Here is a 25044-nt window from a genome sequence, read left to right as displayed (position 1 = left end):
GGTCCGGGCTATCTTATTGTTAACACTGGTGGAAAACGGCTGTCAGCCTCCAAATGGCAAAAGATGGCAACTTTGTCACGTTATGGAACTTAGTATGAAAATTGACAGGATAAAACACCTTAAATAAACCCATGAAGCTTTTATATCAATACTTAAAGCCTTACAAATGGCTGGTATTACTGGCATTATTGCTGGCAGCCATCAACCAGACCTTCTCCTTATTTGACCCGATGCTGTTTGGTCAGCTGATCGACAAATTTGCCAAAGTGCCTCATTTCGGGGCCGACGGATCGCCGAGAGCGGAAAAAGAATTCATCAACGGACTAATCGTCATGTTCCTGCTGCTGATCGGCACGGCCATGGTAAGCCGTATAGCCAAGGCTTTCCAGGATTATGTGGTGAACGTGATCATCCAGAAATTCGGCGCCCGTATTTTCACAGACGGCCTGAAACATTCCATGCGTCTGCCTTACCAGGATTTTGAAGACCAGCGTAGTGGTGAAACCCTTTCGATACTGACCAAAGTAAGGGCAGATACCGAAAAGTTCATCGGCTATGTCATCAATGTACTATTCGGAATTATAGTAAGCGTTGTATTTGTATCTATCTATGCTACCCGGCTTCACTGGTCTATCGTGCCGATTTACCTCGTGGGCGCAGTGCTTATCGCCGTGGTAACCAACCTGCTGAGCAAGAAGATCAAAGTGATCCAGAAGAATATTGTGAAGGAAACTACCTCCCTCGCCGGATCTACTACCGAAAGCCTACGCAATATCGAGCTGGTGAAAAGTCTCGGGCTTACCGAACAGGAAGTAAAACGATTGAATACAAATACCTATAAGATCCTCGGGCTGGAATTGCGCAAGGTGAAAAATATCAGGTCGCTGAGCTTTATCCAGGGAACCATGGTAAACCTGTTGCGCCAGGTGATCACTTTTACACTGATGTGGCTCATTTTCAGGGATGTACTTACACTGGGTCAGCTGATCTCGCTCCAGTTCTACAGTTTCTTCATTTTCGGGCCGCTGCAGGAGATCGGCAGTATCATCATGAGCTACCGTGAGGCAGAAGCATCACTGATTAACTTTCATAACCTGATGGGCAGGGAGGTAGAACACCAGCCACGTGAGCCAAAGAAGGTAGGCCTGGTGGAAGAACTGGAATTCAGGGATGTGAGCTTCCAGCACCAGACAGCCAGTTATAAAGCACTTGATGGTATTTCGTTCGATGTGAAAAAAGGTGAGACCATCGCATTCGTTGGTCCGTCCGGCGCAGGAAAGAGTACGTTGGTAAAACTGCTGGTAGGACTATACCGGCCACTGGAAGGCAAGATCTGCTATAACGGCGTGGATGGCAATGAGATCAATTTTGACGAAGTGCGGAACCAGATCGGTTTTGTAACACAGGATACACAGCTATTTGCCGGAACCATCCGCGAGAACCTGCTCTTCGTATCGCCGCAGGCAACAGAACAGGATCTGCTCGATGCATTGCACAAAGCAAGTTGTGATGGCCTGTTATCGAGGGCTGAAAAGGGAATCGACACCATGATCGGCGAAGGCGGCCTTAAATTAAGCGGCGGCGAAAAACAACGTTTATCAATAGCAAGAGCGCTGTTAAGACATCCGCACCTGCTCATTTTCGACGAAGCAACTTCAGCGCTGGATAGTATTACAGAAGAAGAGATCACCAATACCATCCGCAGCATTTCAAAAGAAAAAGAACAGATTACCGTTATGATCGCGCACCGGCTGAGTACCATCATGCATGCACACCGCATTTATGTACTGGAAAAAGGACAGGTAGCCGAAACCGGCAATCACTACGAATTACTTGCCGAGAAAGGATTGTATTACGCGATGTGGCGTCAGCAGATCGGTGAAAGGAAAGCGTAAATTTTTAAGACATATATCAAAAGAAAGGGCCGCAATTGCGGCCCTTTTAAATTCTTACACCTGGTTACGTTGCGAAGCAAGAGGCTTTACCAGGCATCACACTGTAAAGTTAAGTCGTCTCATCGACATTTGCTGAAATATTTCACCAATATGAGATTTCAAACCGTTCAACTTTATTTATCATCACAACGCCTTGATAGATATTTAATTGCAAGTGGTAATAAGAAAGCAAAAACCATAAGACTGTATAAAGCAAATTTAAAAATTGCCCAAGCGTTCCATCCATTGTTGGGAATTTTAGAAGTCACCTTAAGAAACCGTATAAATACGATACTATCAGTATATTTTAATGATCCAGACTGGATTACAAATCAAAAATTTGGATTCATGTCAGACCCTTCACTTAGTTATTTTGATCGGAGAACAGGGCAAAGAATTAATAATGATTTTTTAAAATCATCCATAGAAAAGTCAGAACGGCGGTTTCAACGTTTAAGGCTTCAGATAACCAGTGGTAAAATTATTGCAGATCAAACATTTGGATTTTGGACTGATTTATTCGAGGTGCACCATTATCGATTACTTTCAGGGCGTCCAATCCAGGTTTTCAGCAATTTACCACCCGCTCATGGTAGAAGAGAAGTTTGCGACAGACTTAATAAAATAAGGCAATTCAGAAATCGTATAAACCACAATGAACCAATATGTTTTAATGCTAATATCATTGATTTTACATACGTTGAAGATATCTATCAATCAATAAACGATATTTTAATTTGGATAGATCCAGAACTAATTAAATGGATTAAGAATATCGATTCAATATTGATAAAAATACAGCGCGCAAAAAATATATAACCAAGCTAATATCAGACAGAAATTAATCAGTACATGTGGCACTTAATCCCGATCAAACTTCTTCCTGAAAAACTCCAGCACCGAAGGATCTTCCAAGCCTTCCATGTCGCTCAGTTCCAGCTCCAGTGCGCGGGTACTGAGTTTGATCTCGAGCAATGACAAGATCAGCGAAGCGGCAAACGTGAGCATGCTTCCCGCAAATACGATATTGGCAATGGTCATGTATTCGTTATAGATGAGGAACATGCTGAAGATGGCAGCGAGAAAGCTCAATACACCCAAAGCCTGCATATTCCTGATCAGTTTTAACCGGTAACGCAGGTTTTTGATCTGGCCATGGATAATATGTTTCTGTTCGTGGCTCTGGTAACGATCGTGCAGGTTTCTTACCCTGCTTGATAAGGCAAGGAAACGGTTCGTATAAGCCAGCATGATCAGGCTGATAGCCGGGAATAACAAAGCGGGGGTATTGATGGTGATATCCATATCAGCAATGTAATAAAGAAACGTCAGAGGCGGCACATCTGCTCAGAAAATTCTGCTGCAACCGTACCGCCTCACAACGATATCACTGATACGTTAACTTATTTCAACCTGAAATCGAGCGGCACATTGATCTTCACATTGAAAGACCTGCCCATATTGAATACACCTGTTCTTCCGGTCACATTATTCACATCGGTATATTTCAGCCTGCTGAGGTGGTTTTGATACGCCACATCCGTGAGGTTGTTCAGTGAAAGGTGGATGCCGAAGATCGTTTTGCCCCTGCTGACTACATCAGTACCTGCGCCTATATTCAACAACGCATAGCTGCCGGTGGGGGTTTCAGTATTGTATGCTGAGAATACATTTTTCTGCGATGCTGTATAATCCAGCGCAAACTTCAGGTAAGCGTTGCGAAGTGTGCTGCCCGCTTTTTTGAAATTACCGCGCAGTTCACTCTGCCAGCGCGGCGCCGGGATGAAAGGTAATTTGTTGGTTCCTTCAAAAGTCTGGTTGAAGGTGCCTGCAACCATAGAGAAGCTGTTTTCAAAATGCAGCCAGTCGAGCGGATGCGGGTGCAGGTCTACATTCACTTCAAAACCAGCCAGTGAAGCACCGGCCTGCCTGAATTTAAATGCTTCCGCAAAATCACCGCCGCCCAGGTCAACGAGCGAATCGCCGCCGCCAACAGCTTCCAGCCTGCTGTAATAGATATAATTGCTGATGTTGTTATAGAACGCATTCAGGCTGAAGCTCACGTGCATGGTATTTACTTCAACACCTGCATCAACCTGGAAAGATGTTTCTGTTTTCAGGTTATTATCGCCGTATTCATAACGGTTGGTTCCCTCATGAGCACCATTGCTGGCCAGTTCGCTCACGGATGGTGCGCGGTAACCGCGTGCAATATTCAGTTTCAGTGTTACGTCCTTGCTGGTGTTGTAGCTCAGACCTGCACTTCCGCTGAAATTGCCGAAGTTCTTTTTGAATGCACTGAATTTAGGCGAGCCGTTATCATCAAAAGCCTTGCTGTTCAGCGAACGGATATCGCCGCGCACACCACCGCTTAAGGTAAGTTTTGAATTGAATGTTTTCTTGGTGTATATAAATGCACCTGCATCGAACTGGTTGTATTCAGGTATCAGCACTTCTTCTGCCAGGTTGCGGTTCTGCTGGTACATACCGGTAACACCGAACGCCGTTTTCCAGCCGTTGTTCTCATGCAGCTGAAACTGAACGCTATAGTTCACGGTTTTGAGATCGAAGAAAAGGTCTGGTGTTCCAGGCGCATCCGGATCGCCGAATTCCCTGCGTTTGTTTTCCTGGTAGCCGATGTTCACCATCAGCCTGTTATTTCCGATAGCGAAATTATTGTCACTTGCTATTTTGAAATGATTGATGCGCTGATAAGGCGTATAAATGCTGCGGCTTTTCAGTTCATCATTTGTTGCGATCCGCTCGTCGGGTGTTTCAGGGAAGATCAGGAACTGCCCGGTAGCTGCATCACGCGCACCTTCCACCATACCGATCTGCTGGTTGAAATTGCTCACGAGAAGGTGGCTGTAACCCCATGATTTATTGATCCCCACATAACCGCCGAAATTACGTTCGTTGAAACGGCTGTTGAATACCCGGCCATCGTATTTATTCTGGTAATCGCCTGCAGAACGGTAAGTACCATAAGCATTCCAGTTGAATCCATTGTTCAGGTGGCCTGCTACATTGGCATTGGTGCCCCATAAGCCGTTGTTGTCTGTAAAACTGCCGAGAATATTTCCTTTGATGGTTCCCCTTTCCACAGGCACATTGGTGATGATATGCACCACACCGGCCATCGCATCGCTGCCATACATCAGCGAAGCCGGCCCTTTCAGCACTTCCACTTTCTGAACAGAATATTCATCGATCTCAATCCCGTGCTCATCGCCCCATTGCTGCCCTTCCTGGCGAACACCATCGTGAACGGTAACCACCCTGTTATAACCAAGGCCCCGGATAACCGGTTTGGCAATCGCCGGACCGGTAGACAATCCTGAAACACCAGGCACCGCTTTGCTCAATGCATCGATGATATTGGTAGAACTGCTCTGAAGCAGGTCGCTTCTTTTTACAACCGATACCGGCTGGGCAGATTCTTTCAGCCGGATAGCAGAAGCCACGCCGGTAACGATTACCGCTTCCTGCTCAACTACAGTTTCAGTGAGGGAAAAGTTCCTGACGGCGTTGGTGCTCAGATCGATGGTCAGGATCTGGGTAGCATAGCCAGTAAAAGAAACCTCCACCAGGTATTTTCCTGCGGGAACAGCCGGAGAAGTAAAGGTTCCGTCATCTTTGGTCACAACACCGGCTTTTGCTTCGTGCAGGAAAACGGCAGCGCCGGCCAGGGGTTTGCCGGAAGCGTCTGTTACTTTCCCGCTCAATACAGATTTACCGGGAACTTCTGCATAGCTGCCATAAGGAGCGGCAGTAGCAGTATTAACAATACCGGAAGCCGATACCAGGCTGCCGATAAGTAAAGTGGTTAGGAATGATCTCATTGGGTATTTTTTGATACAACGTTGCAAACGTAAACAAAAAAGACAAAATACATCATTGTTGCAAAAAATATTTTCCGGTAAATGGATGAACCGGCGGAGAATGGTGGCAAACCGGCCAAAACGGGGTAAGCGTATTATTATTTCTTTGTGCGGAGGTTCCGGGGCGGTTGGAAATGCAGCATAATCAATAAAATAATGTCTATATTTATGGGAATCATTTTAATCCCTCATGACGGAACAGGCGATCATTGCAGGCTGCATCCATAATGATGCAGCAGCACAGCGCGAGTTGTACAACCGCTACAGCCCCAAGATGCTGAGTGTGTGCTACCGTTTTGCACAGAGCCGCGAAGATGCGGAAGACATGTTGCAGGAAGGGTTCATCAAAGTGTTTACCCAGGTACACACTTTCCAGAACAAGGGCGCATTCGAAGGCTGGATCAGGCGGATCATTGTACACACCTGCATCAACTTTTTGAAGAAGTACAAAAAGTTCAGCGACAGTGTGGATCTTGACCATGCCAGTACCCTCCAGGTGAAAGAAGAAACGGTTCCCTCTATCATGCAGGCCAGGCAGATCACTGAGTGCATCCGGCTGTTACCTGTAGGATATAAAACCGTATTGAACCTGTATGCCCTGGAAGGTTACAGCCACAGGGAAATAGGATTGATGCTTGATATAGAAGAAAGTACCAGCCGCAGCCAGTACACACGTGCCAAAGCAATGCTGGAGACAATATTGATCAAAAAGAAAATTATCGATACACCAAAACAGGATTTTCAATGGCTCGCCGCTCTTAGAAAACCTTAACGGCAGTTCTTGTTTGCGCTATGGAGAACCAGCAGTACCATGACGAATTCGAGCAGTTTTTACAGGATGAAGTAAAACAGCACCGGATGTATCCTTCAGACAAGGTCTGGAAGAGCATCAGAACGGATTTACATGGCCATAAATCCTGGCCCGCGCTCAGTTTCATCTCTCTCTTTATCATCACAGCACTTACCGTCAGCACTTTGCTCAATGTAAGGCCCGGCCAGCCTTCCGGCTCCGCCCCCCTTGCCATGAACGCAAAGAGTGAAATAAAAACACAGGGTACAACTATTATACGCAAGAAAAGCGATCCTGATTATTTCAGCACCCGCACTCCGGGTAAAGTTACCAACGAAACTTTCGCCGATTACAACAGGCCTGCCGTAATCACGGCCGACGATGAACAGCACCTGCTCGCTTCTGCTGCGATCAATACAGAAGCAAAGGAGACCGTTTCAAGCAGAACCGATAATAAAAACACGGCCTTGAAACAGGCAGCAAATACTTATATCCCGGTTGAAAGCCAGCATTACGCTGCTATTTTCAACAATAGCTTTATCAGCAATAACAATACGGGAAATATCAGTTTCGCGGCTGATATGCAACCGGTTGCGGCCAGCATCAGCCTGCTTCCGGTTGTTGCGCCATCCGGCATCAACAGCCCCTCTTCCGAACTCCTGAAAAGTCTCAACTACACACCGGCTGCACCTAAACTTGCCATTACAGCAAGAAGTCACAAATTCGGTGTACAGTTCTATGTAACACCATCCCATAGCTACAGGAGACTCTCCAATGAAAAGCTGAAAGAAGTGGTTCAGCCCGCAGTTACGTCTACCACCGCACCTCCGAGCCAGAACCTTTCCGCAGATGTAAATAATATCGTAAGACATAAACCTGCAATCGGCCTTGAACTCGGCTTTGCGGTTCTTTACAATATTTCCGACAGGCTGAAGTTGAAAACCGGCGCACAACTTAACATACGCCAGTATCATATCGAAACATTCCAGTCGCTCACCAACGACCCTACCACCATTTCGCTGATCAATTACAGGGGCGTGGAGAATATTACATTACTGTCGCCATATAACAATAATACCGGTTTCCGCAGCACCCAGCTCGATAACAAGCTGTATCAGGTTTCCGTACCGGTTGGCCTGCAATGGGATATCATCCAGGGCAAAAACATCGGTCTTAATACAGAAGCTTCCGTACAACCAACATTTACGCTTAACAACCATGTTTACATGCTTTCTACAGACATGAAACATTATGCCGATGGCGGCGAGTTCCTGCGTAAATGGAATATCAATACCAGTGTAGGTATCAACCTGACTTACAAAACCAGGAAAGCAACCTGGCAGATCGGACCACAGATCCGCTACCAGCATTTGCCTACTTATTCCAATGCTTATCCTATCAAAGAATACCTGCTCGATTATGGTGTGAGGATCGGCCTTACCAAGCAGTTGTTCAGGTAAACTATTTTCCCGTTTTCCTCCTCATTTGACTACACGGCACAGTATTTTATTGCCTGTTAATGAATATTTTTGAAGATGAAAAAAATGGCATGGTGTTTCGTCACATTGCTGGTCATTGCAGCCTGCAGGAATAAAAACAAGGCGGTAACAGGAGCTGATTCCCAGCCCGGAACGGATACCAGCAGTATCTACGATCTGACCACCTTTTTTAATAGCCAGCTGCAATATGCATCGGCCCTGAAAACACCTGTATACAAGATCAGTGAAGTGGATACAAAAAAAGATTCTGTTACACTTACCCAGGAACAGCTGAAAGAATGGATGCACTTTTTTACTGAAAAGAATATCGCAACACCGGCGTTAAGACCTTTGTACAGGGAGACCGTTTTCCAGGATCTCACTACAAAAAGTTATACGATCAACTATACCAGTATTAACCCCGATGCGGTGATCAGGAGTATCGATATCCTGCTGGACCAGGAAAGCAGCCAGGTCAAGCGCGTATTTATACGCAGTAACTACCGCAAGGGAGATACGCTGGTTACCGAACAGGCCAACTGGAAAGCCTTCAGTAGTTTTACGGTAAACCGTTATATGACTGCAGGTACTTATACGCATACCGAATTGAATTATATTAACTGGAATAACGATACTTCCGCACAATAGGAAGTGAGTGCAGCATGACAGGAGAACAGTTTCAACAGATAGCGCATACCATACCAGGGCAGCCGGGCATTTATAAATATTATGATGCCGCAGATATTTTATTGTATGTGGGCAAAGCGAAGAACCTCCGGAAGCGTGTAGGTTCTTATTTTTCGAAAACGTTCACCACTTATAAAACACATGAGCTCGTTAAAAGGATCCATCGTATTGCTTTTACGATCGTTGATTCCGAACACGATGCTTTCCTGCTTGAGAATTCGCTGATCAAGGAATACCAGCCGAAATACAATATCAATCTTAAGGACGATAAGACCTATCCTTATATCGTTATCCGTAAAGAACCATTTCCGCGCGTATTCTTTACACGTAAAAAAATAAACGATGGTTCGGAATACCTGGGGCCTTTTACATCTGCAGGTAAAGTACGTGAGCTGATGGAGTTCACCCGGCAATATGTTCCCCTGAGAACCTGTAAACTCAATCTCACGGATCATAATATCCGCAAAGGGAAATTCAAGGTTTGCCTGGAATACCATCTCGGTAATTGTAAAGGCCCCTGTGAAGGGTTGCAATCGGCCGAAGATTATGCAGAAGGTTTACAGCAGGTAAGAAATATCCTGAAAGGCAACCTGGGTTCGGTGATCGGTCATTTCAAAACTGAAATGCAGGAACTGGCTGTATCGCTTCAGTTCGAAAAAGCTGAAATGCTGCGGCAGAAAATAGAGCATCTTGAAAATTATCAGGCGAAATCGGTGATCGTGAGCAAACACCTGCTCAGCATGGATGTGTTTTCCGTTGCCAAAGAGGATGACCAGGCTTACGTAAACTACCTGATGGTGCAGAACGGCACCATCGTGCAGACCCATACCGTACTGCTCGAAACAAAACTGGAAGAAACGGAAGAGGAAGTACTATCCTTTGCCGTTACGCAGCTCCGCGGTACATTCAACAGCCAGGCAAAAGAAATTATTGTTCCATTTCCGGTTGAGGTGATCGACGATCAGCTGGCTGTGACCATACCCAAAGGCGGCGATAAAAAGAAACTGCTGGATCTTTCCGTAAAGAATGTGATGTATTTCCGCGAAGACCTGAAAAAGAAAAAGATCCTGCATCTCGAAGGGAAGACCGATGCGGAAAAAAAGAAAGTCCTTTACGAATTGCAGCGTTACCTGCAGTTGCAGGAAGTACCCGTGCATATCGAATGTTTCGATAACTCCAATTTCCAGGGAGCTTTCCCGGTATCGGCCATGGTCTGTTTCAGAGATGGGATGCCCAGCAAGAAAGATTACCGGCATTACAATGTGAAGACAGTTGAGGGCATCAACGATTTTGCAACGATGAAAGAAGTGGTTTACAGACGCTACAGGCGCCTGCTTGCCGAAGAGGAGCCTTTGCCTCAGCTGATCATCATAGACGGCGGTAAAGGGCAGCTGGGCGCCGCTATGGAAAGTATCCGTGAACTTAACCTTGTGGGTAGTGTAACTGTTGTAGGGCTTGCTAAAAATGAAGAAGAACTTTTCTTCCCGGGGGACAGCACGTCTATTAAACTTCCGTGGAATAGCGACAGTCTTAAACTCGTTCGCCGTATCCGGGATGAAGTGCACAGGTTCGGTATCACTTTTCACCGCAACCAGCGATCGAAGGGTACATTCAAAAATGAACTGGAGCAGATAAAAGGCATCGGCAAACAAACGGCCGAACAATTATTGAAAACATATCGTTCCGTTGCAGCGGTTAAAGCATTACCGGAAGAAGAACTGGTGAAAGCGGTAGGAAAAGCAAAAGCTGCGATTATCAGGAATCATTTCCAGGGAGGCGCGGATCAGGACAAATAAAAAGGGGCCAGGATAGAAATCCAGCCCCGTTTTTAAAATCCAATATCCTATGAAAAACCAGAGTAAAGTTACGAAATGTATTTAATCAAACAACAATCCCTGATTAAAATTTTATAATATAAGCGGTAAAACACGCAAAAAGAGAGGCTTTCAGGGCCTCTCTTTTCAATTGGTTTAGTTATTATCTTAATATTGCCACAGGTCCTGCTCGTAGTTGAACAGGCGTTCCTTGATATTATCTCCTTCCAGTAACCTGAATAACGGGTCTTTGATCATGCCCGACAGAAATTTGTCGTTCGGGTTATTATTGCTTGTTTTAATGATATAACTCGAATAATAACGGTTCTCAAAAAGATCCTCCCACGTCATCCGGCTGGCGAAACTTTTGGGATTATAGACCAGGAACTTGGTAAGCGTCTGGCGGATATCCGGGTAGTATACCCAGAAAAGCGTTTTGCTTACCGATTTCCCATTCAGAACGATCTTGGCTACAGGTGCAATACCGATGGTACGGCAGAACATCCTGCTTGCTTCCTTATCGAAGATCCATTGCTGTTTCAGGCGGAATGTGTAGATAGAATCCGGATTCGGTGCAAACTTGGTATCGTAAATAACCGCTGTATCAAAGATATTCGGGTTATTCGGGTTCGGTACAAGCTGTGTATCCAGACTTCCTTTCAGCATTTTACTGATATCAGCATAAGCAAGTGGTGTTCTGAACTGGTCATCACCACCTTCAGCAGAAAAAGCTACAACGCTGTCGTTCTTGATCGCACTTAAAAGGATCGAAAAGAATCTTTGGTCCACACCATTGTCGTCTTTACCCGGGTACATGAAAGCCTGGTTCATTTTCTCACGCGCATCGATCTCAGACCAGATCATTTCACTGTAATGCCAGTCGTCTTCGCGCAGGTGCTCGTAAGGCAATGGTTTTTTCTCCCTTGTAATGGTACGTTCTACTGCTGTTCCGCTGCGCAGGCTCCTGGGCAACGGTTCGCCCATAAAACCACCAACCATTGTTGTATCAATTGTTTTGGTTGGCTGAGCGTTTGCTGCATTGGCATTTCCAGTGCCTGCCGGAGGCAGACCCGTTACCTTATTGGTAATGGTAGGAGGTGCCGTTGTTGCAGGATTGGTCGTTTTGTTCCTTCCCGTATCTGCAGCAGCCTTCTTCGGAGGAAGGTTGAACTGCGCCATTGCCGCACTACCGATCAGCAACGAAGTCAACAATAAAAACAATGGTGTCTTTTTCATAATTCTTCTTATTGCAAGATGAATGTTATATTCTGATCAAGCTTCCTGGTTCCGCCACCCGGTTCTGCTACTTTGATCTCACCTACAGTTACCGTAGTTCCTGCCTGGCACCTTTTGATCAGGTTCAGTGTCTCTCCGCTGAAGGTTGCGCCGGTATTCTGTTCGTAGCCTGGCTCATCGAATCCTTTTCCGGTGCAGATCACCATGAAGGAAACTACCTTGAACTGGATTCCTTCGAATACGAAGTCGCGCAGATCCGCGATCACACCTTTCTGTACACGGAACACATTCGCGCTCATGGTACCTCCGGCGCTTCCGCCTACCAGTGCTATCGGATCCGGGATTTTTTTCACAGGTATATTGATCCTTTGTGTTTTCTTTCCATCTGAAGCTACTACCGTTACATTGCCCAGCTGGTTAGGTACCACAACATACTGACCCGGACCTGCTTTGCTCATGTTCACACCCTGTCCTTCCACACTCACGTTTACCTTCTCATCGCCACCGCCTCCGGTTACGCTGAGCGGGTTTTCGATACCACGGTAGAATACCCTTGTTCTGTCGGTTGATACCACCAGTCCGGCAGGTACACCTACGGTATATTTCACTTCTTTTTCAACGGTTGCTGTTGTTCCATCGGGCTTGATATAAGAGATCCTTACTTTTTTAGTTCCTGCGCCTGATGTGTTCACAGTTGTTTTATACTCTGCTGCACCATCTTCCTTCAGCGGAACTGATGCGCCATCTACCGTGATACTTGGTTTTGCAGCTTTGCTGAACGCGCCCACACCTGCAGTGATCACGAGCTCTTCGCCCGGCATGAGGTACTGTGAGTTGGTTCCTGCAAAAGCCTGGAATTCATCGTAAATGATCTCTACTTCACCTATTTTCTTATGGCAGAACTCTACTACCTGGGCTTCGCTGTTCTTGATATCGTTCTGAAACTTGCTCAGGATAGTGATCGCCGCCACCGTAGGCGTCATATGGAAATAATTGAAAGCCCAGTCATCTTTACCGGCTTCATTATTCGTTTTCGGTACACGCAGATCAAGCGGCAGATTAGGCCCGATTTCGGACTTTATCTCAGGATCTATTTCCAGCAACTGGTTCCTGAAGTTTTGCAGTTTTGCAAACAGTTCAGCGCCTTTTGCTTTGCCATTCGGCGGAGAAGAAACGAGAAGACGTGTTGGTGCATCCAGATCATCTTCCTTGTAATTTTCAACGCCGTTTTCAATTTTCAGTCCTGATTCTTTCTTTAATTCTGCTTTCAGCTGATTGATATATTCATATACCTGGTCAGCCAGTACTTTAGCTTTTTCAGCCTTCGGAAACCATTCCTGTGCTTTGGCCTGTGTTTTAGGGTCGGCTATTTTTTTCTGGAATGATTTGAATATATCCGTGTTCTTTTTTTCTACTATCTCGCTGGCTGTCATCAAACTGCGATCCACTGTTTTGAACGCGTTGAGGATTTCAGACGATACATTCAGTGCCAGCAGTGCGGTAAGCACCAGGTACATCATGTTGATCATCTTCTGCCGCGGCTCCTTGGGTAGTGACATGCTTCTAAATTTTTACAATACGGTTTTAAATTGGTTTATCTGATCGGATTGCAAATTTTATCTACCCTGCATTGCAGTAAGCATGTTACCATATACCTGGTTCAGTTTAGACAGGTTGTTGGCCAGTGCTGCGATCTGCTCTTTCGCCTTCATTGCATCTTCCGCGCTGGTGGTCATAGCTGCAGAAGCCTGTGCCAGTTTACCATAAAACTGGTTCAGTGCTTTCAGGTGATTGTTGCTTTCCTGGAGTTCCAATTCGTAAATCGTATTTAAAGAAGACAAATTTTTGGTAAGTACCTGTACCTGCTCATGGTATTGTTTGGTGCTTTCAGATGCAAGGTTCAGTCCGCTCATGGATTTGGTTGCTTCGTTAACCGCGCCGGCTACTGATGATAAGGCAACAGTTGCTTCTTTGGTTTTAGCAGAAAGATCGCCGGTGGCTTTTACCACGTCGCTGATCTCGCCCATGTTTTCTACAGTTGTTCCTAATTTTTTAAAGCCTTCGCTCAGCTTAGACAGTGTTACAGGAGTGATATCCGCTTTTGCAAGCATATCCTGCATTACATTCAAAGCCTGGTTACCGCCTGCTGCTGCAGGAGCCGGAGCAGCATGACTGTCCATATCCGGCGGAGGGAGAATTGCATAGATAATAAAGATCATTGCCTCAGTGGTAAGACCGATCTTCAGAGCCCAGTCGGCCCATGAAAGGTGAAGGATCTTTGCCATTGCCCCGAAAATTACGACAGCGGCGCCGAGACAAACGATAACGTTTACAATACGGTTGGTTACGGGAGAAATTCCAGAAGCCATAGTGGTGTTGTTTAAAATTTGTAAGGGTTAAAAAGGATTTGCTTGGATTTTTTATTTTCAGTTTGTATCAGCCTTGATTATTTTTTCCATTTCGGAGCCAGGTCTATCACACAACGGAACCCGATGTATGATTTTGCCGTATCCTGGTATTCGTAATTACGGGCTCCCACCTGCAGGTAATACCCGATATCTTTAAAGCTTCCGCCACGCACCACTTTACGTTTCATGTTTGGCAGGTCTTCGTCTTTCGCATCCAGTCTCACATCCGGACTCATATCTGCCATGAAGTTGTAAGAGCCTTCATAGAAATAGGAAGCCGTCCATTCTGCAACGTTTCCTGACATATTATATAAGCCCCAGTCGTTCGGCCAGTATGCATTTGCAGGAACAGTATAGAAGCCGCCATCTTCCGCGTAGTTACCGCGGCCTGGTTTGAAGTTGGCCATCAGACAGCCTTTTTTATTCCTCAGGTAATAGTTACCCCACGGGAACATAGAATTCGTTCTTCCGCCACGTGCTGCATATTCCCATTCCGCTTCGTTCGGCAGACGGTAATCACCATCGATGGCCATATTTTTCCTTTCCAGGAATGAATTCTGTATATGTGTTCTCCAGTTACAGAAAGCGACCGCCTGCTTCCAGGTTACACCTACTACAGGGTAACCGCCATAGGCAGGGTGACTGAAATATTGCTTGGTCTGAGGTTCGTTATAAGAGTAAGAGAAATCCCTGATCCATACCAGTGTATCGGGATACACTTTCTGATCTCTTTTAATTACGAAGTTGCTCACTGGCAGGTCTGCATTTTCGCGTTTTGCAGCTTCAGGCAGATCAAAAAATTCGTAGTGGTAGATCAGTTTATTAGGATCGATGCCCGGGCGGCCGTAAAGCCTGTTATCCGGTGCGAGGTTCAGCTCGTTTAATTTCTCGATGGTCGTTTTATCGTACTTGATGGTAGCTACCCGCTTCCAGTCAACCGCCATTGTATCTTCTTTGTTGATACCCGAGCCGAACAGGATCTTGAAAGCGAGGGAATCACGTACCCAGTTTACAAACTGGCGGTACTGGTTATTGGTGATCTCCGTAGCATCCATCCAGAAACCCGGCATAGACACCATACGATTTCTGTTGCTGTAGCTGAAAGTAATATCCTCATCATTCGGACCCATGTGAAATGCGCCCGGCTGTATATATACCATTCCCACAGGTGGCTGCATGCTTTGTCTCGCTGTTGGCGCAACACCATGCAACTGTCCATCATCAGGCAAAGCCCTTGCCTTATTGCCTTTTTTCAGAAAGCAGGAGGATAAGGTCAATGATATAGCAGCTACAGTGATGGTAGTTAAATATCCTTTCATAAAAAGAAATATGGTTTATGACAGTGACAAATATAAGTTTTGCATTGGCAGTATTGCCAACTTTACTGTTTAAATCTCAATAATTTTTAAAGGCGGGTAAAATTTGCTCTCAACGGCATTGTGAATTAAAATTCATAATCATTTTCATAAGGCTAGTCAACTGTCGGACAGGCAAATTACCGCATTCTTTGTTACACTTTTGCTAAAAAATCAACTACATCTGTAAGGGGATCACTACACGCATAATCGCGGCAGAGATAAAACCGGGTTTCTCCGTTTTCAGCAGGCTTTTTCCCGGCCAGTAAAGGAAATTCCGGCTGCTCTTTTACAGACGCCTGAATCACTTTATTGGGTATGAACTGTCGTAAAACGACACTGAGATGATCTGCTGCTCCTGCCCCAACAATTGCGATTTCCACAGTCCCGTTTACCAGCTGCTGCAGACTGGCTGCCCATACCCCAAATGATCCCGGATAACCCACAATTGTTTTCTGGAGCGAAGCGATCATTTGCCTGGCTCTCTCCTCCCATTCAAAAACATTAAATATTTTAGAAATATACAATATATTGGATGCCATTACAGCATTTGCAGAAGGCGTAGCGCCATCATAGATTTCCTTTTTCCGTACGATCACATCCTGCTGACCATCGTGTGTATAATAATAGAAGCCGGTGTCTTGTTCCGAGAAATGAAGGTTAAGATATTCTACCAGTTCACGGGCTTTCAGCAGGTATTCCTGGTTACCGGTGATCTCCTGGAGATGGATATAAGCTTGGACCAGGAAAGCCAGATCATCCAGGAAAGCCGGGATCCTTGCATGGCCCTGCTTGAACGTATGCAGCCAGCTTCCATCTGCCCTGCGGAACTCTTTTTCGAGAAAACCGGTGGCGGAAACGGCCATGCTCCGGTATTCAGGGTCGCCCAATGCGGCGTAGGCTTTGGCTAAGGCTGTGATCATCAATGCATTCCAGCCACAAAGTTGTTTATCATCGAGTAAAGGTCTGGGGCGTAATTCCCGGGCTTCAAGCAATTTTTTCCGGCCGGTTTCCAGTATCCTGTTTATGTCGTTAATATCCCTGTTCTCCTGTAGTGCAAAATTTTCGGGATCTTTTTTTACCCTTAAAATATTTGTGTGTTCCCAGTTCCCGGCCTCGGAAATATCATAATATCGGCAAAAAACTGGGGCATCGCTGCCCAGTAACGCTTCAATTTCTGATTGCTGCCAGGTGTAAAATTTACCTTCCACCCCTTCACTGTCCGCATCGATCGCACTATAAAAACCTTTTTCCGGGCTGGTCAGCTCTCTTTTCACAAACCCGATCGTTTCCCGGATAGCCCTTTCATATTTTTTATTGCCGGTAAGCTGAAATGCTTCGCTCATGGCATTTACCAGCAGGGCATTGTCGTAAAGCATCTTTTCAAAATGCGGCGCAAGCCACTCCGGATCGGTGCTGTAGCGGGCAAAACCGCCACCAAGCTGGTCGTAAATACCACCATCGATCATTTTATCAAGGCTCAGCAGTGCCTGATCAAGCGCTTCCTGCTGTCCGCTGAAATGATAGTGCCTGAGCAGATAAATAATGGAAAATGTCTGTGGGAATTTAGGCGCGGCACCAAAACCGCCCCATTCGGTATCGGCATTTTTTAAAATATTATCTGCGATCTGCTGTAACAAAGCATGATCCTGTTCGGACTGAACACCTACCGTTCTGCCAAAAGCATTGGTCTGCTCAATATGCTTTGTAAGCTGCTCCGCCTGATCTTCTATTTTATCCCTGTTTTCTGTATACGCTTTATGAACGCCTTCCAGGACCTCCGTCCAGCTGGCGCGGTTGTGCGCTCTTCGGGGCGGAAAATAAGTGCCGCCATAAAATGGTTTGCCCTCCGGCGTAAGGAATACATTCAGCGGCCAGCCGCCGCTTCCCGTCATGGCCTGAACAGCATCCATATAGATATGATCCAGGTCAGGCCGTTCCTCGCGGTCTATTTTTATATTGATGAACCGCTCATTCATAATGGTTGCTACGGCTTCGCTCTCGAAACTTTCCCTTTCCATTACATGACACCAGTGACAGGCGGAATAGCCAATGCTGACAAGGATCGGCTTGTCTTCGGCTCTTGCTTTATTCAGCGCTTCTTCGCCCCAGGGATACCAGTTAACGGGATTATGGGCATGCTGCAGCAGATAAGGACTTGTTTCATGCGCAAGCAGATTCGTGTATTGCATATAGGACGATTGGATGAGGAAAAGTGTGGGTTTCCCATAACAAAGATACCCTGCCTGGGCAGGGTATCAGATATATTCAGTTCATTTTTTATTTTTTTACCGGCGTTGCAGACGCGGCCAGGAAATGGTCGAGCGCCGCTACCATGCTCGGGCGTTGCGGTGCCGGTACTTTGATTTCCAGGGTGAGGCCTGCATCTTCCACAGCTTTGGAAGTATTGTTTCCGAAAGCGCCGATAACAGTTCCGTTCTGTTCAAATGAAGGGAAATTATCGAACAGGCTTTTTACGCCGCTTGGTGTAAAAAAGCAGATGACATCGAAATCGCAGTGGGTGAATACACTCTTTACATCGTTACTGATGGTACGGTACATGAATGCAAGCTGGTATTCGCATTTATTCGTTTTCAGCCAGTTCACGATTTCATTATCCTGCTGGTTCTCGCTGCACACGTAGAGGAATTTTTCGTTCTCCTTGTGTTTGTTGATCACGTCGAACATGCTTTTATTGGTACCATCTGCACCATAAAACACTTTACGTTTGCGATAGAGGATGAATTTCTGGAGATAAAGCGCTACCGCCTCGGTAATGCAGAAATACTTGGTATCCTGGCCAATGGTGATTTTCATTTCTTCGCAGGTGCGGAAAAAATGGTCGATGGCATTCCGGCTGGTGAATATAACGGCCGAATACTGCGAAATGTCGATCTTCTGTTTGCGGAATTCCCTTGCCGGTATTCCTTCGAGTTTAATAAACGGATGGAAGAATAATTCTACCTGGTATTTTTTCTCCAGGTCGAAATAAGGCGATTTCTCACTTTCCGGTCTGGGTTGGGAAATCAGGATCCGTTTGGTTGTCTTTGGCGTTGACTTTTTTGACCCGCTTTTTACCATGATACTCTAGATTGCTGATTGCTCTAAGGTTGCAAAATTAAAATCTTCCGTCGATATAGTTAACCAACAGCTTGTATATTAACAGTATCGGGAGTACTTCAACGGCGCAAAGGTACAGGAAAAAGTGCAAGGCATTCACTTTCAAATTACTGCGGAGTGCTCCGAAGGAGATCAGGTACCTGTATATTAACAGCAATCCGATCACTGCCAGCGACACGGTAAAGACCACATCGGCGGCTGGTTCACCGGTAAAAGCCAGTAATAAAAGAAAGGGAATCAATACGATACCGATCACTTTATTCACGAGGAATACAATAAAAATATAGGCCGAAGCTGCTTCCCTGGAATTGAAAACCCAGCCCGAAAACTGTAAAAAAAGGAATTTTCCCGTGTAAACCACCAGCAGCAAAGCGGCCCCGTAAACAGCTACCCACCAGAAGGATATGGAAGCCAGCCCCTTGTTCCCTACCACAATAGCGCCGTACAATCCCATGCTGATAACGAATAAAAGATTGGTGAACAGCGAAGCCAGGTTATCCTGTAATAACTGGTCGCGGGTCTGTTTCTGCCGCAGGGATGTCTGGAAGATGAGGATAAATATATTCCGGAAATACCTCGGGAATGCCACTTTTACAAAGGCCAGCAGGAAAACCAATCCCGTGAGCACATAGAAAAGATCGTCTTTGGATGCCCGTTCGCGGTATTCAATATTCATATAAACAGCCGGCTTATCCATCGGCGCAAAGGGGTAACCGGTGCGATAACGGGCATATGTAGATGTGTCAATGCGATCAACCGGTGGCAATACCTGTGCTGCTTTAGCGAGAGAATCCCTGCGCAGGCTGTCCTGGAGCAGACTGTCCGTTAAACGGGATTGCATGGCCGAGTCAACGGTAATTGTCGCCACCTGTGTTCTTACAAGTGTATCGGCACGTTTTACCACTGCCTGTTGCCGGACTCCTGCCGTTTCCATGCGCGCCGGCCTGGACTGTGAATCGGCCTGGGCCATCACTCCGCAAATGCTGCTCATCAGAACCAGTATCAGGAAAATCTGCTTCAATCCGTTGCTTTCAGCAAAAATATTGATTTGGGATGAAGAATGACGCGGCACAGGAGGCATTTAAAAATAACGTTTCCGTCATCAGGAGATGATTCAGTGCGGAGGCATAATTTTGCTTTATGGCAGGCATCTATATTCATATCCCTTTTTGCAGAAAAGCCTGCAATTACTGCAACTTTCACTTTTCTACCGCACATCAGAAACTTCCTGATATGGTGGATGCCATTATCCGCGAAGCGCACCTGAAAAAAAATTATATCACCGGGCCGGTTGAAACCATCTATCTCGGCGGAGGCACCCCTTCTCTCTTAACGCAAGCCCAGCTGGATGCGATCATCAGTACATTGTATCAATTATTTACTGTTGTACCCGGAGCCGAGATCACACTGGAAACCAATCCTGATGATATTGATGAAACCAGCCTCGCCGGCTGGAAGCAGTCCGGCGTAAACAGGCTCAGTATCGGGATCCAGTCTTTTGCAGATGCGGATCTTGCCTGGATGAACCGGGCGCATAATGCATCACAGGCGCTCAATGCCATCCGGTTTGCAAAAGAAGCCGGCTTTGATAATATCACAGCTGACCTGATCTACGGTACACCTACCTTAAGTGATGAGCAATGGCTGATCAACATTGAAACCCTGCTCAACGCCGGAATCCCGCATATTTCCTGTTATGCACTTACCGTTGAACCGAAAACCGCGCTGGATCAGCTGATACGTCAGCATAAACTGGAGGATGTAGATCCCGACAAACAGGCGCGACATTTTGAAATACTTACCCAAAAGCTGGCCGAAGCTGGTTTTGAACATTACGAAATCTCCAATTTTGCCCTGCCCGGTTTCAGGAGCAGGCATAACAGCAGCTACTGGCAGGGTAAACCTTATCTCGGTTTAGGCCCTTCGGCGCACTCCTTTAACGGCAGCAGCCGGCAATGGAATATGGCCAACAACAGTCTTTACCTGGCTGGCGTAACAGCCGGAACAATTCCCGGCGAGGAGGAAATCCTTACGCCGCAACAACAGCTGAATGAATACATCATGACCAGCCTGCGGACCCTGGAGGGCGTTTCTGTTGAACATGTAAGAATGACCTGGGGCCATGACCAGGCAGAACGATTAATGGCAGCAGTGCAGAAACATATCAGCAATGCTCATGTTCTGTTTACAGAAAACCGGTTAAAACTGAATGCTTCAGGGAAATTCCTGGCAGACGGAATCGCTGCCGATCTGTTTGATCTATGATCAGTGTCTTTTATGAGCCATTTTTTTCACCAGGCTGATGAAGGCCACACACCCTATGAGGGCGATGATGGTACCTGGGCTTAATAAGGTAAATGAAACTGGCATACCTAAAGGTACAACTTTCGTTATTGCAGAAAGCCTTCTATTTTCTTAAATCCATCAGCGGCAGGAAGATGTTCCCATAATATCTCGTAAATGGCCCTTGCAATAGGAAGAGCGGCGCCAACGGTTTCGTTTTTCCCTGTGATACACTTGCTGGCATTATACCCCTCGGCCACCATATTCAGTTCCAGCTGGGCCGCTTTTACGGAATAGCCTTTCCCGATCATATTACCAAAAGTGCGGTTACGGCTGAATAAGGAATAACAGGTTACAAGCAGATCACCCAGGTAAACAGATGCCGCATAATCAGGCGGGTCGTCCTGCGCACCTTTTTCCTGCATGGTAAGTTTCCGGAGAAAATCTACCATTTCCCGTGCACTGTTGGCGATATATACACTCAGGAAATTATCGCCGTATTCGAGCCCGTGTGCAATGCCGGCGCCCAGCGCGTAGATATTTTTCAGTACCGCCGCATATTGAACCCCCGTGAGATCCGTGCTGACAACGGTATTAATATAATCTGTGCGGAAAGAAGCAGAAATTGCAGTTGTAAAATCGATATCGCTGCCTGCAAAAGTGAGGTATGACAGTTTTTCGGCGGCCACTTCTTCAGCATGACACGGGCCTAATAATGCCACATAATCTTTTTCCGGGAAATCGTATTGTGTTGCGAGGTAGTGATTGAGCAACTGGTTGCCTGCAGGTAGCATTCCCTTCACCGCAGATACGATCTTTTTGCCCTGTAACGCATTTTTATCAAGCTGTTCCAGCGCTGATGCCACATAGGCTGCCGGAATGGCGATCACCAGCACGTCGGATGACGCTACAATATTGCGGATCCCGCTATCGAGGTTCAGTTGCTGCTGGTTGAAATAAGCAGCACCGAGGTAATGCGGATTATGTCCTCTTTTCTGAATATAGCGGATCGTATCCTCATTCCTGACCCACCAGTTAATAGTATTCCCGTTATCCGTAAGGATCTTTGCAAGCGCCGTTGCCCAGCTCCCGCTGCCTATCATTCCAAACTGCATGCGCAAAAAATTAAATCTGGTTCCTACACAAATATCACAGCAAATCCAGTTTGCCCTTAGTTCTTCTTCTCGTCAAACAGCTTGTCTTTAGGTACAACCGTTACCAGGTTGCCGTCTTTGAGTGTTTTACTTACGATGCTGTAAGGACCGGAAATGACTTCATCGCCGCTTTTCAGTCCTTCAACGATCTCGATATAGTTCAGGTCCTGGATACCGGTTTTCACTTTTACTTTCTTTACCTTATTATCCTTCTGTAAAACGAATACCACTTCTTCTATGCCATCTTCCGCACTGGCCGATTTCGGTGTATCCTGATCTTCCGGCTTGTCGTCTTTTTTCGTGCCGGGAGATTTGTCGCTATCCTTATCCCTCGTTGTTACTGCATTCAGCGGAACAGCTGTTACGCCGGTTTTGGTGCGGGTCTGGATATCGGCACTGGCACTCATACCCGGACGGAAAGGAAAGCTTTTACCTGCAGCTACCAGGTCTGCATAACTGGAAGGCAGTAACCTGATATGGACTTTATAGTTTGTTACTTCAGTGCCGGATGATGAGGAGGTTGCCGTTGTAGTATTGGGATTGGCGATCTTGTAAACCAGGCCTTTGAATTTACGGTTAGTATATGCATCTACTTCCACAATTGCCGTATCACCGAGTTTTACTTTGGGGATGTCATTCTCGCCCACGTCTACCCTGATCTCGATACTTCTCATATCTGCAACACGCATCATTTCTGTTCCCGCCATTTGTGCCGTACCTACCACACGTTCCCCTTTTTTAACGGCCAGCAGGCTGATCACTCCGTCCATCGGGGCTGTGAGCGTGGTTCTCGACAGGTCTTTGTTGGCACGCGACAATTGCGCTTCTGCGCTCAGAATAGATGCCTGGTTGCCTCTCAGTCCTTCTTTTGCAGCATTATAATTAGCTTCAGCCGAACGGTATGCCTGTTCTGCCTGTTCAAATTCTGAACGGGAGATCACTTTATCCGTGAGCAGTTTACGCTGCCTGTCGTAAGTGGCTTTTGCATTGTCCAGCATTGCTTTTAACCCAACGATACTTGCTTCTGAGTTAGAGAGGGATGCCCTGGCCTGGTCAACACCTGCTGCAACCTGATCGCGCTGGGTTGAGTAGATATCGGCATAGATCCTGGCAAGAATCTGTCCTTTTTTAACGCTGTCGCCTTCGTTTACGGTCAGCTCAACAATCTCACCGCTGATATCCGGGCTTACTTTTACCTCGATCTCGGGGTATACTTTCCCGCTCGCATTTACGGCTTCGATGATGGTGCGTGTGGTTACTTTTTCGGCAGAGACTTTGATGCCTTCTTCCTTCCCTATCACGCCTCCTTTTTTAAGGCCCACGAAAATTGCGATCACAACGAGGAGTATTACAATGATCCAGATCAATTTCTTACTCATAAAATTTCTTTTGTGTTTGGGATATATTCGCCAGGTTAAGTGTTATAATTTCATACCCTGCCCTTTGTAAAACTCCAGCAATTTCATTTTGAATACATAATCGTACTGGTTGTTCAGCTGCAGCAATTTAGCGCGGAGCAGGTTGTTCTGATTGGTGATGAGATCGAGCGAGTTCAGCAATCCTACCTCATAACGTTTCAATGCAAAATCATAGGCTTTCTGGGCACTTTCCACGTTTTTCTTACCTGCGTTGAATTTCTGCAGGGCCGATGATGCATTGGTATAAGCCGTATAAATATCCTGTTTCAGTTTAAGGTTACTCGATTCTTTCTGCAGTTCTGCGGATTTCAGGTTGAGTTTTGACTGCTGGTGTGCAATCCTTCCCTGGCCATTGTTGAAAATGGGCACAGAAAGCGTGAGGCCTACGTTCTGACCAAAGTTATTGCTCAGCTGATCGCTCCAGCCACTCCAGAGATCGCCAAAACTCCGGGAACTCTGGGTTACTTTGTAGATGGGTGATTGCACATAGTAGTTTACGTTGCTGATATTAACGACGGGTTCGGCCCCGGTAATAGGAGCATAACCGCCAAACGTAACTCCGTTGGTATATTTGAACGAATTGGAAAAGTTGGTGGCGAGGCTGGCGCCCACACTTAATGTGGGATACATGATCGCCCTGGAAGCGAGAATATTTTTCTGCGCGGCCTGGATCCTGAATTCGTTGGCTCTCTGCAGGGGCTGGTTACCCAGCGCCAGGTTGTACACGTATTCCGGCTGCAGATCACCCAGCGTTTCGATCGGGATCTGTTCTACAGGTGGTGTTTCAAGGCCGAATAATACGGAAGGATCGAGGTTGAGCAATGCACGGAGATTGATCAGGCTCTGCTCGTATTGTGCCCGTGCAGAGATATAATTGGTACTGTCTGTTGCCAGTTGCGCTTCCACTTCGGCAAGGTTGAGCTCCGGTAATGCACCGGCGTCCACTCTTTTTTTAGTGATGTCGTATTGGGTCAGTGTCTGAGAGATCTGAACATTGGTAACATTGATCTGTTCCTTGGCCAGTAAGACCTGCAGGTAATAGGTTGCTACGTTGATAGATACATCATTTGCGGCAGTCTCCACATCGGCAAGTGCCGCTTTCAGGTTCAGTTTCGCTGCTTCCAGGTTGTAGCGCAGACGACCCTGGTTGTAAATCTGCACACCGCCGCTGATGCCGAAATTCTGGTAAAGGAACTGCGAATTGGCAAACCCGTTGGTGGTAGGATCAATAGAGCGGCCGAAACGGACACCGGTAGTGGCATTACCTGATGCGTTCGGGTATAGGTTGTATTTGGCCTGTTTTTCCTGCAGCGCAGCAATCCGTGCCTGCACATCGGCCTGTTTTACAGATATGTTATTTTGCCTGGCATATTCTACGCACTGCCGCAGGTCCCATTTATCGGAACCGTTCTGCGCCCGCCCCTGCAAGAGGAATGCACAGCAAACAAGGGTAAATAACTTTCTCATATAAACAAAAATAGCAGTT

19 protein-coding genes are annotated in these 25044 nt (G+C 46.3%); 7 read left to right on the top strand and 12 right to left on the bottom strand.

Annotated elements, in window-relative coordinates; genetic code table 11:
- The first annotated feature begins 131 nt into the window (after positions 1-131).
- Together B5D42_RS01200 and B5D42_RS01195 are read left to right on the top strand one after the other, a co-directional pair.
- Complete coding sequence (locus tag B5D42_RS01200) at positions 132-1895, top strand: ABC transporter ATP-binding protein (RefSeq protein WP_078829593.1); 1764 nt, start codon at positions 132-134, stop codon at positions 1893-1895.
- A gap of 150 nt (positions 1896-2045) precedes the next feature.
- Positions 2046-2753: an Abi family protein gene (locus B5D42_RS01195; protein ID WP_078829592.1), complete on the top strand. Its 708-nt coding sequence runs from the start codon at positions 2046-2048 to the stop codon at positions 2751-2753.
- 42 nt (positions 2754-2795) lie between these two features.
- Here the strand turns inward: B5D42_RS01195 and B5D42_RS01190 are convergent, their stop codons facing one another.
- Positions 2796-3239: a DUF2721 domain-containing protein gene (locus B5D42_RS01190; protein WP_078829591.1), complete on the bottom strand. Its 444-nt coding sequence runs from the start codon at positions 3237-3239 to the stop codon at positions 2796-2798.
- 98 nt (positions 3240-3337) lie between these two features.
- Positions 3338-5776, bottom strand: coding sequence for a TonB-dependent receptor (locus B5D42_RS01185; RefSeq protein ID WP_078829590.1), 2439 nt, complete (start codon positions 5774-5776; stop codon positions 3338-3340).
- Positions 5777-6005: 229 nt separating this feature from the next.
- On the opposite strand from B5D42_RS01185, the gene B5D42_RS01180 reads away from it, so the two are divergent.
- The 4 genes from B5D42_RS01180 (at position 6006) to uvrC (ending at position 10566) form a co-directional block, all read left to right on the top strand.
- A complete protein-coding gene (locus B5D42_RS01180) occupies positions 6006-6587 on the top strand; it encodes an RNA polymerase sigma factor (protein ID WP_078829589.1) in 582 nt (193 codons plus the stop codon).
- Between the two features lie 20 nt (positions 6588-6607).
- The gene (locus B5D42_RS01175; protein WP_078829588.1) at positions 6608-8065 is read left to right on the top strand and encodes an outer membrane beta-barrel protein; all 1458 of its coding nucleotides are present in this window, start codon (positions 6608-6610) and stop codon (positions 8063-8065) included.
- A gap of 75 nt (positions 8066-8140) precedes the next feature.
- Complete coding sequence (locus B5D42_RS01170) at positions 8141-8731, top strand: hypothetical protein (RefSeq protein ID WP_078829587.1); 591 nt, start codon at positions 8141-8143, stop codon at positions 8729-8731.
- A 14-nt stretch (positions 8732-8745) separates the two neighbouring features.
- Positions 8746-10566 carry an excinuclease ABC subunit UvrC gene (gene uvrC, locus B5D42_RS01165; protein ID WP_078829586.1) on the top strand — a complete coding sequence of 607 codons (1821 nt, stop codon included), beginning with the start codon at positions 8746-8748 and terminating at the stop codon, positions 10564-10566.
- 186 nt (positions 10567-10752) lie between these two features.
- Here uvrC and porN read toward each other — a convergent pair whose 3' ends face one another.
- The 7 genes from porN to B5D42_RS01130 form a co-directional block, all read right to left on the bottom strand.
- A complete protein-coding gene (porN, locus tag B5D42_RS01160; protein WP_078829585.1) occupies positions 10753-11820 on the bottom strand; it encodes a type IX secretion system ring subunit PorN/GldN in 1068 nt (355 codons plus the stop codon).
- Between the two features lie 8 nt (positions 11821-11828).
- Complete coding sequence (porM, locus tag B5D42_RS01155; RefSeq protein WP_078829584.1) at positions 11829-13379, bottom strand: type IX secretion system motor protein PorM/GldM; 1551 nt, start codon at positions 13377-13379, stop codon at positions 11829-11831.
- 57 nt (positions 13380-13436) lie between these two features.
- Complete coding sequence (gene porL / locus B5D42_RS01150) at positions 13437-14189, bottom strand: type IX secretion system motor protein PorL/GldL (protein ID WP_078829583.1); 753 nt, start codon at positions 14187-14189, stop codon at positions 13437-13439.
- 77 nt (positions 14190-14266) lie between these two features.
- Entirely contained in the window at positions 14267-15547 is a 1281-nt protein-coding gene (porK, locus tag B5D42_RS01145; protein WP_078829582.1) for a T9SS ring complex lipoprotein PorK/GldK, read from the bottom strand.
- Positions 15548-15738: 191 nt separating this feature from the next.
- Positions 15739-17775 carry a thioredoxin domain-containing protein gene (locus tag B5D42_RS01140; protein WP_078829581.1) on the bottom strand — a complete coding sequence of 679 codons (2037 nt, stop codon included), beginning with the start codon at positions 17773-17775 and terminating at the stop codon, positions 15739-15741.
- Between the two features lie 88 nt (positions 17776-17863).
- Entirely contained in the window at positions 17864-18664 is an 801-nt protein-coding gene (locus B5D42_RS01135; RefSeq protein ID WP_078829580.1) for a uroporphyrinogen-III synthase, read from the bottom strand.
- Positions 18665-18701: 37 nt separating this feature from the next.
- Positions 18702-19724, bottom strand: a complete 1023-nt coding sequence (locus B5D42_RS01130) for a DUF4271 domain-containing protein (protein WP_176112868.1) — start codon at positions 19722-19724, stop codon at positions 18702-18704.
- A gap of 119 nt (positions 19725-19843) precedes the next feature.
- Here B5D42_RS01130 and hemW point away from each other — a divergent pair, with 119 nt between their 5' ends.
- On the top strand, positions 19844-20968 hold the full coding sequence (gene hemW / locus B5D42_RS01125; protein WP_078829578.1) for a radical SAM family heme chaperone HemW: 1125 nt from the start codon (positions 19844-19846) through the stop codon (positions 20966-20968).
- 125 nt (positions 20969-21093) lie between these two features.
- Here the strand turns inward: hemW and B5D42_RS01120 are convergent, their stop codons facing one another.
- The 3 genes from B5D42_RS01120 to B5D42_RS01110 are packed head-to-tail and all read right to left on the bottom strand — an operon-like array spanning position 21094 to position 25025.
- The gene (locus B5D42_RS01120) at positions 21094-22101 is read right to left on the bottom strand and encodes an NAD(P)H-dependent glycerol-3-phosphate dehydrogenase (RefSeq protein ID WP_078829577.1); all 1008 of its coding nucleotides are present in this window, start codon (positions 22099-22101) and stop codon (positions 21094-21096) included.
- Positions 22102-22157: 56 nt separating this feature from the next.
- A complete protein-coding gene (locus B5D42_RS01115; RefSeq protein ID WP_078829576.1) occupies positions 22158-23519 on the bottom strand; it encodes an efflux RND transporter periplasmic adaptor subunit in 1362 nt (453 codons plus the stop codon).
- Between the two features lie 42 nt (positions 23520-23561).
- Positions 23562-25025, bottom strand: coding sequence for a TolC family protein (locus B5D42_RS01110; RefSeq protein ID WP_078829575.1), 1464 nt, complete (start codon positions 25023-25025; stop codon positions 23562-23564).
- Positions 25026-25044 lie beyond the last annotated feature (19 nt).

It is taken from the genome of Sediminibacterium ginsengisoli, from assembly GCF_900167075.1.
GTDB lineage: Bacteria > Bacteroidota > Bacteroidia > Chitinophagales > Chitinophagaceae > Sediminibacterium > Sediminibacterium ginsengisoli.
Note: the sequence above shows the minus strand (reverse complement) of the source record. Positions and strands in the feature narration are given on the sequence as shown.